Origin of the sequence: Mediterraneibacter sp. NSJ-151 (assembly GCF_022487435.1) — a bacterium.
Classification (GTDB): domain Bacteria; phylum Bacillota; class Clostridia; order Lachnospirales; family Lachnospiraceae; genus Schaedlerella; species Schaedlerella hominis.
In genome coordinates, this window is record NZ_JAKVPP010000005.1 from 202177 (window position 1) to 217510 (window position 15334).

Consider the following 15334-nt stretch of genomic DNA (forward strand, 5'->3'; position numbering starts at 1 on the left):
TAAGAAGCAGAAATAACTTTTCTCCGATCTGCTTTCCGGATTCTTCTATATCAAAAACAGCTAATGTCCCATTATATCATCACCTCCGTAAAATTTTCATTCCACAAAGAACAAAACCCGCCGGATCAGCTCCGGGATATTTACCGGGGCGGTGATATAGTCGTTCACGCCCTCATGCTGGTATTCATATTCCGTGGCAAGGTCGTTGTTCTCGGTGAGGATAAAGAACGGCAGAAGCCGGACAGGGGGATTCTTCATTTGGAACATCCCCGCCACCCGCCGCAGCGTATGAAACAGCTCCATTGCTGTGCCGTCCGGCAGTTCCAGATCACACAAGATCAGTTCTATTTCCTTATCCTCAAAAATCCGGCGCTTGGCCTCCCCAATCGAGGGAATCAAAATCAGGTCAAAGCCCTTTTGCAGCATAGCAGCCCGCAGCACTTCGGCGCTGGTATCTTCTGCATAGACAAAGAGCAGCTTGTGAAAAGTCGGGGCCTTTTCGCCGGATAACTGCCGGTAGGCGTATTCCACCAGCTTATCTTGCAGCAGCAGCCCTTTCATTTTGTCCATGCACAGCGTCGCGCCCCGGCGCATAGCCTCTTGTTCGTAGTCGTCCTTGTCATGGCAGGACGCCAGAATAAAAGGCAGCTCCTTATCTGCGGCCCGCACCTCGTCCAGAAAGTCCATGCCGGAACCGTCCGGCAGGTCGAGATCACAGCAGACCACCAGCGGCATTTCCTCTTGGATGGCGGCCCGCGCTTCTTTCAGAGTGGAAGCCGTTTTCACAGGGTAGCCCCGGTGCTGTAAGTATTTTTGCAGACACCATGTATAGGTGTCGCTGTCGTCAATCAGCAGTATCTTTTTCATGTGTCCTCACCCCCAATATTGATTTACCACAAGCATAAACTACAAATGTTACACAAATGTCCGAGGTGCCTTCGATTTCGACAAAAAAACAGGCTGAATTGTTACAACGCTCGGACATTTCAAAATTTTTTGAGAAATGGCGAAAAAAGCGGGGCAGCACACGCCGCCCCGCCGATCCCATACGGTTATTCCATCGCCCGCATTTGTTCAATCAGGGATTGTTTTTTCTGTCTGCGGATTGTCCAAACAGACAAGATCAGTTCCATTCCGAACAATACCAGAATGAACAGCCCCATTTCCAAAACCGGGAATTGATATGGCACTACTTTTCCGTGTAGGGTAGCGCTGCCCATTTCTCTGCTTACGACGACAGAAATAGGAAGTCCGACAATCAGGATTGCCAATGTTGCAAAGAACGCATAGCATAGGCCCTCGCAGATATTCATTTTGCATAGCTGTTTTTGGGTCAGGCCAATGGAACGCAAAACACTGTTTTCCTGTTTTCTGGACATCTGATTAGAGAGGGTCGTGTTAATCAGGTTGATAACACCAAAGAGGAATACCAGCCATGAAAGAACCTGCATACTACCAAACGCCACAGAATTTTGTGATTTTTCAGCCGCAATCGCTGTATCTATTTCGTCTAAAGCAAGGTTACTATGTTCGGCTACAATATTTTTCAGTTCAGCTTTTACAGTTTCGTCTTTTTTCGGATCGCTTACAATGCTCCATGAGTAATCAAAAGTAGTAATTTCTGGGTGCAGTTCGCAGAATAAATCTTTTGGAGCAAAGAAAACCGAACCATCTGTATGAGAGCGTCCATGTCCGAAAATCACAGGCATTTTTGAAGCGGAAAACATTCCCGATATTGTAACAGGAATGGATTGCTTACCATCCACAGAAGAAAATTCAACGGTGGAACCGACGCCCATATCTTCAAAATGAGCTGCAATCTTGTCGTGAATTACAATACTATGAGAATCTGTCGGCATCGTTCCCGCTGTCAATGCAGCCTCAACCATAGCATAATTCTGGTCGGTCAGCGTATCACATATTCCCGAATTTTGGTTAGCATCTGTTTTAATGCTGGTATAGAGAGACTGTCTAGCTACGATTATATCCGTGACACCATCAATAGATAAAACTTCCTGTTTTAGTTCCTCATTCAGCGGATTACCTTTTACCAACATTTCTTCCGATAGATCTTGGAGATAGATTTTGTAATCACTGTCTGGAAAATATAGTCTTGCAATTTGTTCTGGTGAGCGTACTAAAACAATGGAGGATACCACCATCAGCAAAATTCCGCCGATACTCAAAGATGCAACTATACTAATTGTCTTTTTTCGGTCACGCTTAAAATTCGCAATTCCCATTGAAACAGGATTGAGTTTGATGTTCTTTTTCCGGCTGCGGATGGCCTTTTGCGCCGGGGTAAAACGGACGGCTTCAATGGGGGAAATCCCTGCCGCAATCTTCACCGGCTTACGGATGGAAATAGATACCATGAGCCAACTGCTTATAAGCGTCAAAATAACCGTTGCCACATAGGAAACAGCGTTAAAGCCCTTGGAAAACAGAAGAAAACCGCCGCATATGCCCAGCACTGTGCCAATCAGAATCCCGATACTGCCGAGTTTGCGTCCCTCGTTCTTTACAATCCGCTTGATTTGCTTTGGGGTCGCGCCAATCGTCCGAAGCTGCCCGTAGCTCCTGATTTTGTCATTGATGGAGATACGGAAAATACTTTGAATTACGATATAGCCGCCGATCAGAACAAGGGCAATCACACCTGCCATCAAGGTAAAGTCGTCAAAGGGTTGTTTGGAGGCATAAGTGAAATACCTGTTGTTCATGCTGGGGGTAGGAAGTTCATATTCCTCTGCAATCTCCCTGCAATAAGAGGTTATCAGTTCTTCACCCAACTGGTCGCTGTTTTTGAAATGGACATAGGCGCGATAGCCAGCCGGGTCAAACCCATTCCATTCTGTCAGGGCAGCTTTGGAAAGGATGATCGCGCAGGTATTCGCTTCTTTTTCATTTACGCTGTCCATAATGCCGGTAACAACATAATCACCATGAAAGCTCTCGGTATCTAAGGTCACAGTGTCCCCGATCTTGGCATTGTTTCCATAGGTGGAAAGAAAGTATTCGCTTACGACAACTTCATTTGCTTTTTCAGGAACCCGGCCCTCTAACAGATTCATTTGCGCCTTGGTAATCTCCATCATTTGCGCGTCGCAATACACATAAGACGCATGATAGCCCTGTTCCGAAAGTTCCTCACCGAGCATATAGTAGCCGCCTACGCGCTCAAACTCCGGCACCCCTTTCAGGGTTTCAATGTCGTTTTCCTCTACGCCCAGCCAGACCGCCTCATAAGTATCGACAACCTGATTGCGCTGCATTTGTGTCAGGGAAGTAGATACAATTCCCGTAAAGCAGATTAGAAACGCCGCCAGCGCAACGGCGATCACCACCATCAGATTCCGGCGCTTTTCACTTTGTAAACTTTTCTTTGCCAGCTTCTTTGTAATGGCGCTGGTATCATTTTCAAAAGGCCATGTCATAGCTTGCCACCTCCTTACTCCACAATCTTTCCGTCCTCAATGCGGACAATCCGATCTGCAAGGCGGGCAATGTCGTTGTTGTGGGTAATCATCACGACAGTTTGCCGGAACTCCGCACTGGTGCGCTTGATAAGCCCCAGCACCTCGGCGCTGGTCTTGCTGTCAAGGTTGCCGGTCGGCTCGTCGGCCAGCACAATAGCCGGTTTGGTAATCAGGGCGCGGGCAATCGCCACACGCTGCTGCTGGCCGCCGGAAAGATTGTTCGGCATATTTTTCAGTTTATCTTCCAGCCCCAGCAGGCGAACGATCTCGTCCAAAAACTTCTGATCCACCGTGTCCCCGTCCAGCTCCACCGGCAGGACGATGTTCTCATACACATTCAGGATGGGAACAAGGTTATAGTTCTGGAAGATAAAGCCGATGTTGCGGCGGCGAAAGATGGTAAGCTGTTCGTCGTTCATTTTTGACAGCTCTTTGTCCCGGACAATCACATTGCCGGAAGTAGGGGTGTCCAGCCCGCCCATCATGTGAAGCAGGGTAGACTTGCCGCTGCCGGAGGTTCCCACAACGGCCACAAATTCGCCGTCCTCCACGGAGAAGTTCACGCCATCAAGGGCGCGGGTGATGTTCGGCTCTGTGCCGTAATACTTTTTCAGGTCGATAGTCTGTAAAATGCTCATAAAATTCAATCCTTTCTTTGTTTGTTGTAAATGTGGAACGCTGCTGCGCCGGTGGCCGCCAACTGCACCAGAATCAGCACAGCGAACAGGCCGAAGCTCTCATAGTAGAACAGTTCATCCCAAAATAGGAGAACATCATAGAGAGCAGTCAAGGCAACCGCCCAGCGGATGTGCCGAGCCAGCCATTGCCGGAACACCAGCACAAGGGCAACGGGTAGGACGATCAGCAGCGCCAGATTCAAAATCAATGTCGGGGTCAGTTCCATTGCGTCGCCTCCTCACTTTTGTTGATAAGGTCATTGTAAAACCCAAATGTCCGCGAAATGTTACAGCGGCCAAAAAATTTCATTGAAAATCGGGGTGAAATGTTACAACGCTCGGACATTTCAAAAATTTTTATGACGATTCCCGTATTTGATCTACCAGAGATTGTTTTTTTATCTGCCGAATTGCCAAATACGAGAAAAGCATTTGGATGGCAAGCATCAGTATAAAATAACTGAACATTTCAACTGTCGGAAAATGATAGCTTACTTTTCCAAAAATACTCATTGCACTAAAGACAGTGCAGAGAAGATACCCGATAAGAGTTCCGCATGATATGGAAAGAAGCAGCACCCCTAATGTATAGAACAAGCCCTCTATCAATAACATTTTTGAAAGCTGTTTACTGCTCAAACCAACCGCTTGCAAAACACCCAATTCTCGCTTCCGTGTCAAGATGTTTGTTATCAGTGTATTTAGCAGATTGATAATGCCAAAAACCCCGATAAACATCACAAAAATGTAGACTGGCATACGATAGTTCAATAGTTTTTCGTTGTATGCCTCTACCCAATCATTCAAGGTACTAACATAGAGGCTGGAAGTCGGTGGAATTATCTTTTGGATTTCATCCTTTGCGGCTGCCCATTTACTGTCATCTGTATCTACAATAAATTGATAATTGAGGTTTTCAATAGGAACGATCTTTGACAGCATTTCTAAAGGAATAAATAGCGTATCATATCCGCCATACGGAATATTAGTGTCCACAATTCCCATTACTTTTACTTCCAATGTTTGTCCGCCAACTTCAATCAGAAGTTCGTCCCCAATCGCTGCATCCCACCCAAAAGTTTCTTTCCACTGTGGGCCATTTTCAATAATAATGCCATTATTATTGATTAGTTCCTGTAAATCTGCTGTACCATCAATCAAGTATTCTTCAAGCAATTTTTGAGAGCTTGGCGTATATGCGTCTGAAACAATCGGTTCAATATCCCCCGTTGGCATACGAACATTCAAAACGGTGCCTTGGTATTCTTTTATTTCTTCCACACCATCTATGTCCAAAATGGATTCTCTAAAATCTTCTGTAAGCAGATTCGATTTTTGGAGTTCTGAATATTGTTCGCTGTTATGTGCCTGCGGCCCGTAATCGCCTAATTCAAGGCGAATTTCTCCGTAAGGAAAACTCCTACGCGCCATCGCTAAAGGATCAATGGAATTAAAATATGCAGAGCTTGCCATCAGCAAAATTCCACATACCCCTAACGACAGGATCGTTAAAGCGGTTTTCTTTCTGTTCCTCGCAAAATTAAGGAATGCTAAATTTTTCGCGGATAGAGAACGATGTAACACTTTTGTACTGTTGGACATTACATCATTATTGCCCGCCATATAACGGACTGCTTCAATAGGCGTAACATGAGCAGCAATTTTGGCTGGCTTAATTACAGCAATCATAACACATAGATACACAAACAGAGCTGTGACAGCGGCAATTACAAATACCATTAAAGTGTTCCAGCCTTGCGGGACAAGGACATATCCCGCTATTGCACCGGCTAATATTCCAATCGGAATACCAATTCTGGAAAGATGAAATCCCTCTCTAAAAACGATTCTTTTCATTTGTTTTCCAGTTGCCCCTATTGTCCGCAGTTTTCCATATTCTTTTGTTTTTCTGGCTATGGACACATAAAACAGGCTGTAAATAACAAGAGTACAAGCCAAAGCGATAATAAGACTGATAAATGCTATTACAGTGATATATTGACTGCTTCTCTGTTCAATGAGAGAAAAATAATATGTTGAAAACTGCATTTGCTCCGGCTGTATTTCCAATTCTCTGCACAATGTTGATAATTCAGCTTGTATAGCAGCCTTAGACCAACCATCAGATTCATTCAAACGGATATAAGCGGAGGATGCCGGTTCGCTGATCTTGTTTTCAATATAAGACTGCGACACGAATACGGAATAATTTGAATTTTCGACAGGCAAAATACCACATAAGGTATAATCTTTTTCTCCATCTCCCAGATTTAACGATATAGTATCGCCTATGGATTTGGACAATCCAGCTCTATCAAGAAACGCCTTTGTGATAGCAATTTCATTTGTAGATTTGGGCAATTCTCCCTCTAAATCAGGATATTTTGCTAATTTCATTAGTGTTTCATCCATTGAACGAACGGTTAATTTGTAGTCCCCATAAGATACTAAACCCAATAAATGACTTACACCTACTTGAACCCTATCGTCATTTACTAATTTCGTAATGGTATCATTATCGACTTCATTGATAATTGCTTGATAACGCCCAGCCGCATCATTTAATGATTTTCGCTGCGAAGCAAAAAAATACAAGGTCGTTGTCATTATCAAGCAGGTAGCTAAGGCAATCGTAATGATAATGAGGATGTTTCTACTTTTATCTGCTTTTAAGTTTCGTTTTGCCAACTTTTTTGTAATGGCACTTGTATCGTTCTCAAAAGGCCATGTCATAGTTGTATCACCTCCATATTTGATAAGGGTATTGTAAAACCCAAATGTCCGCGAAATGTTACAGCGGCCAAAAAATTTCATTGAAAATCGGGGTAAAATGTTACAATGCTCGGACATTTCAAAAAAATTTACGGCGGGCAGCCGGAAATGGCCGTCCGCCGCGTTCTATTTTGTAGGCAGCATAATGGAAAATTCCGAACCCTTGCCCGGCTCCGAAACCACTTTGATATAGCCGCCCTGCCGCGTTACGATCTCGCGGGCCAGATACAGTCCAATACCCACACCTTGCTGTTCGTGTACTTCTTCCTCACGATAGAAGCGCCGGAAGATGGCGGCCTGATTGCTTTCGGAAATGCCCTTGCCAGTGTCGGTCACTTTGATCTCCACATACATTTCCCACAGCACCACCGACACAGCGATTTTCCCGCCCGCCGGGGTGTACTTCACCGCATTGTCCAGCAGGTTAAAGAGGGCTTCGGATGTCCACTTGCTGTCATGGGAAACAGTCAAATCCTCCGGGCAGTCCACGGACACGGCGATTTCCTTTTTCTCCGCTGCATACACGATTCCACTCATGGCCTGTGCCACGGTATCAAAAAGGCGGCCCGGTTTCTTATCCAACTGGATTACGCCCGTTTCCAGCCGGGAGGTTTTCACAAGAGCCTGAAAGAGAAAGTCCAGCTTATCCGTCTGGCTGCGGATTCCCCGGATAAAGTCGGTGCGCTCCGCCTCGGTCATAGGCTTTTCCAGCAGGGTGTCCGTCGCCATTTTCAGATTGCTTACCGGCGTTTTTACCTGATGGGAAATATCTGATACAAGGGTCTGTAACTCCTGTCGTTCCTCGTCCACCCGGCGGCGGTTCTCCTGCATGATCTGATAAAGCCTTGCCAGCCGGTGTCCAATTCTGGCAAGCTGGGTTTCGCTGTCCTCCGGGCGCTGAGGCGCTTCATTCCCGGCGATCATGTGGTCTAAGGTCTGGCACAGGTCAGCGGTAAACTGCGACAGCCGCTTTCCAAACGCCTGCGTCAGTACAAAAATCCCCACAAGAGCGCACAGCAGCAGCGCCCCGCCCGTCAGCAGCACCGCAATCTGTTTTGTCACAAAAAACAGGACTATGGTGATCCCGGACATGAAGAGGACAAGCCCCATTGCTACCCGGCCAAACAGCCGCTTTACCGAGAGGTTTTGAAACTTCATTTTGCCTCGCCTCCCGTCCATTGATAGCCCATGCCGTAAACAGTTTTGATGTAGGGCGCGCCGCCGTCGGATTCGATCTTACTCCGAATCCGGCTGATGGAGGTTGTCAGGGTGTGTTCGTCCACATACTTCTCGTCTATATCCCACAGCTTTTCCAAAAGCTGCCCACGGGTCAGCACTTGCCGGGGATTTTTGCGGAACAGGTTCAGCATTTTATACTCCATCGGGGATAGGGTCAGGGGCTTACCATTTAGGGAGGCCGTCTGCTCCGAGAAGTCCAGAAACAGCCGCCCGTCGTCGTAAATGTCCTTAGCAGGCTTGTGGTGTTCCAGCATGGCGAACATGGCTTTGATTTTCCGCTGCAAGGCCCCGATCACAAAGGGCTTTGTGATGTAGTCCACCGCGCCCACCTCATAGCCCCGTATCTGGTCGCTCTCCTGATCGTTGGCGGTCAGGAAAATCACAATGGTGTCCGGGTGCTGAGGCTTTATCAGCTTACATAGCTCAAAGCCGTTTCCGTCCGGCAGGTTGATGTCCAGCAGCACTAAATCAAATTCCCGCTGGCGGATGGCGTTGGCTGCGGTTCTGGCATTTAGGGCAGAAGTCACGCCGTAGCCGTCTGCGGTCAGGTTATAGGCCAACATCTTATTCAAAAAACTGTCGTCCTCGACAATTAAAATCTGCTTCATATTCTCACTTCCTTTGCTTTTTGCAGATAGTATAACAGGCAAATGTCCGCGAAATGTTACAGCGGACAAAAAATTTTAATTTTTTGCATTTCTCTGTTATAGCAGTTCAAAATAACAACTCTATTATAGGCAGTTATCAAAGGTTTATCAATGCGGCAACTGTAAACAGATCCTCTGCCAAAAACTCTTAAAACTACTGGCAACCGAAGAATTTTCACTCACATAGCTGCTCAAAAATTCTTCCATCTGCGGCTGCAAGGCTTCCTCTACATTGAATCCATAAGTCAGCAGCGTGGGAGCGTCATAGATTTCCTTAAATACAGTATCCGGCAGATACACAAAAGGAGCATCAGCGGCGATGTGTGCCTGAGCGGTGGTGCCTGTCGGCGTTTCGGTTTCCGTTCCCACAAGAATTGCTTTTGCAAGGATGGTGCTGGTTTTGACCAGTTCCCCATCCTTGTAGAAGGAAATGCTCTCTCCAACCTGTAACTGATCGGTCAGCGGAGTGTTCCTTGGTTCCTCTGTCAGTTTGTCGATGGGGCAGCCAATAATGACATATTCTCCGGTAGCCATTTTCTGCGTTAAGGTTTCGGCATCCTTTTCGCCTTCAAAAATACGCATATCCGCCCAGAAATTTTCGGAGGCTCCCATCACATTACCAAAATAGCGCCTTTCGGTATCAGAACTTGTGTACAGGCTATATCCCTGATAGCTTTGATTTACGACGCCTTCTTCCTCATGGAATAGCTCTATGCCGCTTAAATCTTCAAACCCATAGTCAACCAGCACATTTCTATCGTCTTTTGTATTTCGGTAAAGATAGCGTTCATCCTCAACTCCGGGCTGTCCGGCAATCAGATCCACCGCCTGCTGTGAGAGCGTATCTTCATGGTGCTGAACGCTTTTCATTACATTAAATGCGGCGGAGTTATAGACATTAAAATCTGTTCTGGTGACACGGTTTACCCACTTTTCTTCATCAAGGCTTTGCGTCACAATGATGATAGAGTTAAACAGGACGATGCACAGAAGCAGGGAAATAATAATAAACGCTGAACGCCTGCGGTTGCGCCCTAAGTTGGAAAAGGCCATACGGGACAGCTTTACCCCATTGGTTCGCTTGGCACTTCTCTTTTTATAGGCGTTCTGCTCAGTGTAGCGGATCGCCTCCAAGGGAGAAATCTTTGCCGCCTTTTTTGCAGGCTTCCGGGTGCTGATAAACACGGTCAAGATTGTAAAGAGAGCGGCGATAACAAAGATCAGAGGCGAGGTCGATACGGATGTACCCACCATAGAGTATTCAAGGTTAATAATCTCTGTCACGATAGGAAGCAGCACCCAACCGGCAAAGAAACCGGCGATCAGACCAATAGGCAGCGCAATCAGCGTGAGCCAGACCGCCTGACGGTTCACAATGCCCTTGATCTGCCGTGTGGAAGTTCCAATCGTCCGCAGCAAGCCGTATTGACGAACATCCTGCATCACAGAAATATCAAAGATATTGTAAATCAGCAGGTATCCGCACACGACAAACATCAGGATAAATACAACAGCAAGCACGATGGACTCTGATGAAGTCAATCCCTGGGACATTTGATTTTCAGAGGCGAGAATGAAATTGTCTGCGCCCATATTCTCTGGATTGCCGCCAATGGAGTAAACGAACTCATTCAACTGCTGCTGAATATTTGCTTTATTCTTCAGCACAACATCGGAAAAAGTAACGCCGGATATTTCATGGTCTACCGCATAAGTGTTCTGGACCACATCGGGGTTTTCCTTTATAAACTGCTCTGAAACAGTCGCAACGCTCACAGAGTCATTGCTTGCTTCCCACCAGCCGGAAAGCACCATATCATAATGATAAGTTTTCCCCCGCAGTTCAAATTCCAACGGAACCTCTGCGCCGATCTCAGATTCTACACCCAGCGCCTTCAGCGCCAAATCCGTGGTGGCGATCTCATTCGCTTTCTCCGGTGCAGTTCCGTGGGTAGGCACACAGAAGGTCAGCTCCTGCTGCACACTGTCCGCGTAATTGATCTCAATGGAATGGCTGGAAGTATTGCTTGCATAGCCAATGATACGCCGGTGGCCTGCCTGCTCCACAAAATCGCTGTTTACAAGCTGCTCGTACTGTTCCTCCGTCATATACCCCAAAGTGCCATCCGCCTTGCTGCCTTTCTGCATTTGCAGAGAGAGTTGGATGGAGGACGCCATATTGAACGCCAGGGAAGTGATAGAGGTAAACAGGAAAGCGGTCAGGATGATTGCCAGCAGCGCAGCCAGATTGCGAACCTTATTCTTCTTGAAATAGCGTTTGGATAACTTGGTTATCACTTTGGAATTATTGTTGCCAAATAAAATATCATTCATAGTCCCACCCCCTTACTGTACAATCTTGCCATCTTCAATCCGAATAATGCGGTCGGCAAGCTGGGCAATCTCATTATTATGGGTAATCATTACGAGGGTCTGGTGGAATTTCACGCTGGTAACTTTCAGCAGGCTTAACACATCGCTGCTGGTCATACTGTCCAGATTGCCCGTTGGCTCATCCGCCAGAACGATAGCAGGCTTCGATACCAGAGCGCGGGCGATGGCTACACGCTGCTGCTGACCGCCGGAGAGATTGCTGGGCATATTGTTCAGCTTATCCTCCAGCCCCAGCATCCGCACCACTTCTTTCATAAACTTCTTGTCTACCTTGTTTCCGTCCAGTTCCACAGGCAGAACAATGTTTTCAAAGACATTCAGCACTGGCACCAGATTGTAGTTCTGGAAGATGAAGCCGATTTTTCTCCTGCGGAAAATGGTAAGCTGCTCATCTTTCAATGTAGAGAGGTCGCGCCCATCCACAATAACCTTGCCGGAGGTAGGCACATCCAGTCCGCCGATCATGTTTAGCAGCGTGGATTTGCCGCTGCCGGAGGTTCCAACAATCGCTACAAATTCCCCCTGCTCAACAGAGAGGTTCACACACCCATTGTAACGAACAAACCTCACAGAAATGTCACGAGCCACAAAAAATTTCCACTAAATTCGGCCCCAAATGTCACAAGTTCGTGACATTTGAAAAACCGGGAGAAAAATCCCCCGGTTTTTCGTGTCCCACAGCCGCATACGACGGCGCAGGAAGTATTCACTTGATATGGCTGCGCCTGTTATTCATTTACCCGAAGCCGCTCTACGACACTCCGATTGTTAAGGAGTCGGAGTGCGACAACGGGAACGATAAACGCCAGTGCCAGAAAGAGAACCAGCATAATCAGTGCAGGTAGCAAGGTCATCTGGAATGTCATCATGATACTGGTTGGACCGTTTTCTACAAAAGCCCTTACCAATGTCATGCCAAGTGCCCCCGCAGCCAGTGTACCGACAATCCCAGCCAGTAGCACATAAGAGAAGCTTTCAGAAATCATCATCTTTCGGAGCTGCCGGTTCGTCATGCCGATGCTCTGCATGGTGGCAAACTCATGGCGGCGGGTAATGATGTTGGTCATAACCAGATTGATGAAGTTGATCAGGCCCACCAGGGCAAACACAGCGCCGATCACTCCGCCAATCAGCAAGACAACATTTTTTACACTGGAAACAGTCCCTTTCATCGTCAGAATGGAGGTATAGGAAACATCTGTATCCTGCATCAGATGGTTTTCCATCTCCTGCTGGTACTGTTCCTCTACATCAAAGAGGAAGCCGTACAAGGTTGGGGTTTCATAAATCTCCTTGAATTTATTTTCAGCCATAAAGATTTTTGGACCGTCTATTATTTGTGAGATATTTGCACCGCCGCCAGTCACAGTCACATCGCTATGAGTAGCTACGGCTTTAGCGATAATGGTAAACTCCTCGGTTGGAGTTCCATTTTCATAAAATTGAATGGTATCTCCAACTGATAATCCACGATAAGCGGCGGCATCCGCCCCACCAAAGTTACCATGATCGTTATATTCGCCCATTAAAATTACATTGTTGCCATTCCAAAGTTTGTCTTTTAAGACAGATAAATCAGTTTCACCTTCAATAATGTCCAGCCGATTGAAGAAGTTTTCCGAAAAGCCAAATACATTCCCGAGAGGGTGGTTATCCGCAGTTAGAGCGGCATAGTCCCTTTCTGTTCCTGTTTGGTAAACACCTAAATTGAGATGTTCCGGCATCATTCGCTGCTCCTTATATGTGTTATCAACCACATAGGGAGTTCCCCAGTCACAGGAGATATGGTCATCTTCAAAAGTGTTCCGGTACAGGTAGACTTTGTTTGTGACTCCAGGCTGTTCTTTGATTTCTTCTGTCGCCTTTTCTGGAACAGTGCTGTTATGCCCAAAGTCATTTCCAAACGCCGCTTGAATGCCTGGACTATATACTATAAAATCACTTCGGGTCTGGTTTTCGATATAGGCATCTTCGTCAAAACTGCCACTCACTATGAACACCGAATTCAGAAGGACAATGCTCAAAGTCAGAGAAATCACAATAAAGACCGTCCGGCGCTTATTGCGCTGAAGATTGGCCTTCGCCATACGGGGAATAACTGCTCCGGCATCTGTCTTTTTTCGTTTTATGGAAACGGTATCCTTCTCTACATAGCGGATAGCCTCGATAGGTGACACACGGGAAGCTTTCTTTACCGACTTTCTGGTGCTGATATAAACCGTAAGCCCTGAGAACAGAATCGCACCTGCGATAATCCCCAAATATGGGAGTGTGCCGACCTCAATATTTCCGCCGCTGTAATCAACAGCAAATATTCGCAGTGCAGCAGGCAGAATACTGCGTCCAAGCAATGTGCCAAAAAGCAGACCGAGTGGCGTACCCATTAAGAATAGATACAGCGCCTGCCGGTTGACCAAACGCTTGATCTGCTGGGAAGTAGTTCCCACGGTCCGCAGTAAGCCATACTGCCGAATATCATTGGTAACTGCAATCTCAAATACATTGTAAATCAGCAGATACCCACAGAACATGAACAGGATACCGAAAACACCGGCTACCAGCCACATCATAAGACCGCTGTCATTAGAGACGATGGGGTTAGGGGCAACGCGAACCGCGTTGGCTGCATTGACATCGTCTGGATTACCGCCGATATTGCGGACAAGCTCTGAAATGCGGTCCTTCACCATGTAGTTATCCCGCATTACTACATCGGATGTATAAATACCACAGCCAACACGTCCCTGAGCAATATCGCTCATCATTTCTGCGTTTTCTTCCAGAAAGGCTTTGGAAACAATGACCGATTCGGATTTTTCGTTTGGCGTGTCATAAATACCGGATACGACCATATCAAAATGATAAATCTGACCGCTTTGGCGAGCCTTTAATTCAATGGGAATTTCCGCCCCGATTTTTTCTTCGATGTTCAGATCCTTCAGTATATTGGCAGAAACCAAAACCTCATTTGCTTTTTGAGGGGCAGAGCCTGTACGCGGCGTCAGCATCCGAATCTCCAACTGGGCCTGATCGGCGTAATCGACCTCTGCAACACGCCGGTTGGTGTTGGTCATAATATCAATAGGTATCCAGCAGCCCACCTTTTCAAACATGGCATTTTGTTTTAACTGCTGAAACTGCTCCTCGGAAAGTCCCTGTACCAGAGCATCAGCAGATGACCCCATCAGTTTTGCCATGCTGTATTCCAGCGTCCCACTGGCTCCCATGCCAATGGTCAGGACTGCCGTAAAGAGAAAGGTTGTCAGGGCAATCGCAATGACCGCAATCACATTCCGCATTTTGTTACTGCGAAAACTGCGATTTGCCAGCTTTTTGATGACAGCCTTGTTGTTATTGCCAAATAGAATGTCATTCATAGTCGCGTCCCCCTTTACTGAACAATCTTACCATCCTCGATCCGAATGATACGGTCAGCAAGCTGGGCAATCTCACTGTTATGGGTAATCATCACAAGGGTCTGGTGGAATTTCTGGCTTGTGGTTTTCAGAAGCCCCAGCACATCGGCGCTGGTCTTGCTGTCCAGGTTGCCGGTGGGTTCATCAGCCAAAACAATAGCGGGCTTTGACACCAAGGCGCGGGCAATGGCTACGCGCTGCTGCTGGCCGCCGGAGAGGTTATTGGGCATATTGTTCAGCTTATCCTCAAGCCCCAGCATCTGCACTACTTCGTTCATAAACTTCTTGTCTACCTTGTTTCCGTCCAGCTCCACAGGCAGCACAATGTTTTCAAAGACATTCAGCACCGGCACCAGATTGTAGTTCTGGAAGATAAAGCCGATCTTTCTTCTGCGGAAAACGGTCAGTTCCTCGTCTTTGAGTTTGGACAACTCCTTGCCATCCACGACCACCTGGCCGGAGGTGGGCACATCCAATCCGCCAATCATGTTCAGCAGCGTGGATTTACCGCTGCCGGAGGTTCCCACGATGGCTACAAATTCGCCCTTTTCTATGGAGAGGGTTACGCCATCCAAGGCTCTGGTAATGTTCGGCTCTGCGCCATAATATTTTTTCAGTTCAGTCGTTTGCAAAATGCTCATAAAGAACACCATCCTTTCTTTTTGATAAACCTATTGTAACGACCAAACCTCACAGAAATGTCACGAGCC

11 protein-coding genes are annotated in these 15334 nt (G+C 46.9%); all 11 read right to left on the reverse strand.

The annotated features are described in order from the left end of the window. Positions 1-96: 96 nt before the first annotated feature. The 11 genes from LQE94_RS07140 to LQE94_RS07190 all read right to left on the reverse strand — a co-directional run bounded on the left by LQE94_RS07140 (position 97) and on the right by LQE94_RS07190 (position 15265). Entirely contained in the window at positions 97-867 is a 771-nt protein-coding gene (locus LQE94_RS07140; RefSeq protein WP_118306377.1) for a response regulator, read from the reverse strand. Positions 868-1052: 185 nt separating this feature from the next. After that, on the reverse strand, positions 1053-3437 hold the full coding sequence (locus LQE94_RS07145) for an ABC transporter permease (protein WP_117440202.1): 2385 nt from the start codon (positions 3435-3437) through the stop codon (positions 1053-1055). Positions 3438-3451: 14 nt separating this feature from the next. Further along, on the reverse strand, positions 3452-4117 hold the full coding sequence (locus LQE94_RS07150) for an ABC transporter ATP-binding protein (RefSeq protein WP_117440201.1): 666 nt from the start codon (positions 4115-4117) through the stop codon (positions 3452-3454). A 5-nt stretch (positions 4118-4122) separates the two neighbouring features. Beyond that, positions 4123-4383, reverse strand: coding sequence for a hypothetical protein (locus LQE94_RS07155; protein WP_117440200.1), 261 nt, complete (start codon positions 4381-4383; stop codon positions 4123-4125). A 130-nt stretch (positions 4384-4513) separates the two neighbouring features. Further along, complete coding sequence (locus tag LQE94_RS07160; RefSeq protein WP_158570310.1) at positions 4514-6889, reverse strand: ABC transporter permease; 2376 nt, start codon at positions 6887-6889, stop codon at positions 4514-4516. A 165-nt stretch (positions 6890-7054) separates the two neighbouring features. After that, positions 7055-8086, reverse strand: coding sequence for a sensor histidine kinase (locus LQE94_RS07165; protein ID WP_117440198.1), 1032 nt, complete (start codon positions 8084-8086; stop codon positions 7055-7057). Further along, the gene (locus LQE94_RS07170) at positions 8083-8775 is read right to left on the reverse strand and encodes a response regulator transcription factor (protein WP_117440197.1); all 693 of its coding nucleotides are present in this window, start codon (positions 8773-8775) and stop codon (positions 8083-8085) included. Before LQE94_RS07170 ends, LQE94_RS07165 begins: the two co-directional genes overlap by 4 nt. Before the next feature lie 147 nt (positions 8776-8922). After that, positions 8923-11148: an ABC transporter permease gene (locus LQE94_RS07175; protein ID WP_199596371.1), complete on the reverse strand. Its 2226-nt coding sequence runs from the start codon at positions 11146-11148 to the stop codon at positions 8923-8925. Between the two features lie 12 nt (positions 11149-11160). Next, positions 11161-11796: an ABC transporter ATP-binding protein gene (locus LQE94_RS07180; RefSeq protein WP_199596372.1), complete on the reverse strand. Its 636-nt coding sequence runs from the start codon at positions 11794-11796 to the stop codon at positions 11161-11163. 140 nt (positions 11797-11936) lie between these two features. Continuing rightward, positions 11937-14585 (reverse strand): ABC transporter permease, encoded by a 2649-nt coding sequence (locus LQE94_RS07185; RefSeq protein ID WP_118306378.1) that lies wholly within the window; start codon positions 14583-14585, stop codon positions 11937-11939. Positions 14586-14599: 14 nt separating this feature from the next. Continuing rightward, complete coding sequence (locus LQE94_RS07190) at positions 14600-15265, reverse strand: ABC transporter ATP-binding protein (RefSeq protein WP_040342337.1); 666 nt, start codon at positions 15263-15265, stop codon at positions 14600-14602. Between the last annotated feature and the right edge of the window lie 69 nt (positions 15266-15334).

Excerpts from the sequence above, each read along its gene's own strand:
- LQE94_RS07140 (WP_118306377.1), bottom strand. The coding sequence starts at position 867 with ATGAAAAAGATACTGCTGATTGACGACAGCGACACCTATACATGGTGT.
- LQE94_RS07145 (WP_117440202.1), bottom strand. The coding sequence starts at position 3,437 with ATGACATGGCCTTTTGAAAATGATACCAGCGCCATTACAAAGAAGCTG.
- LQE94_RS07150 (WP_117440201.1), bottom strand. The coding sequence starts at position 4,117 with ATGAGCATTTTACAGACTATCGACCTGAAAAAGTATTACGGCACAGAG.
- LQE94_RS07155 (WP_117440200.1), bottom strand. The coding sequence starts at position 4,383 with ATGGAACTGACCCCGACATTGATTTTGAATCTGGCGCTGCTGATCGTC.
- LQE94_RS07160 (WP_158570310.1), bottom strand. The coding sequence starts at position 6,889 with ATGACATGGCCTTTTGAGAACGATACAAGTGCCATTACAAAAAAGTTG.
- LQE94_RS07165 (WP_117440198.1), bottom strand. The coding sequence starts at position 8,086 with ATGAAGTTTCAAAACCTCTCGGTAAAGCGGCTGTTTGGCCGGGTAGCA.
- LQE94_RS07170 (WP_117440197.1), bottom strand. The coding sequence starts at position 8,775 with ATGAAGCAGATTTTAATTGTCGAGGACGACAGTTTTTTGAATAAGATG.
- LQE94_RS07175 (WP_199596371.1), bottom strand. The coding sequence starts at position 11,148 with ATGAATGATATTTTATTTGGCAACAATAATTCCAAAGTGATAACCAAG.
- LQE94_RS07185 (WP_118306378.1), bottom strand. The coding sequence starts at position 14,585 with ATGAATGACATTCTATTTGGCAATAACAACAAGGCTGTCATCAAAAAG.
- LQE94_RS07190 (WP_040342337.1), bottom strand. The coding sequence starts at position 15,265 with ATGAGCATTTTGCAAACGACTGAACTGAAAAAATATTATGGCGCAGAG.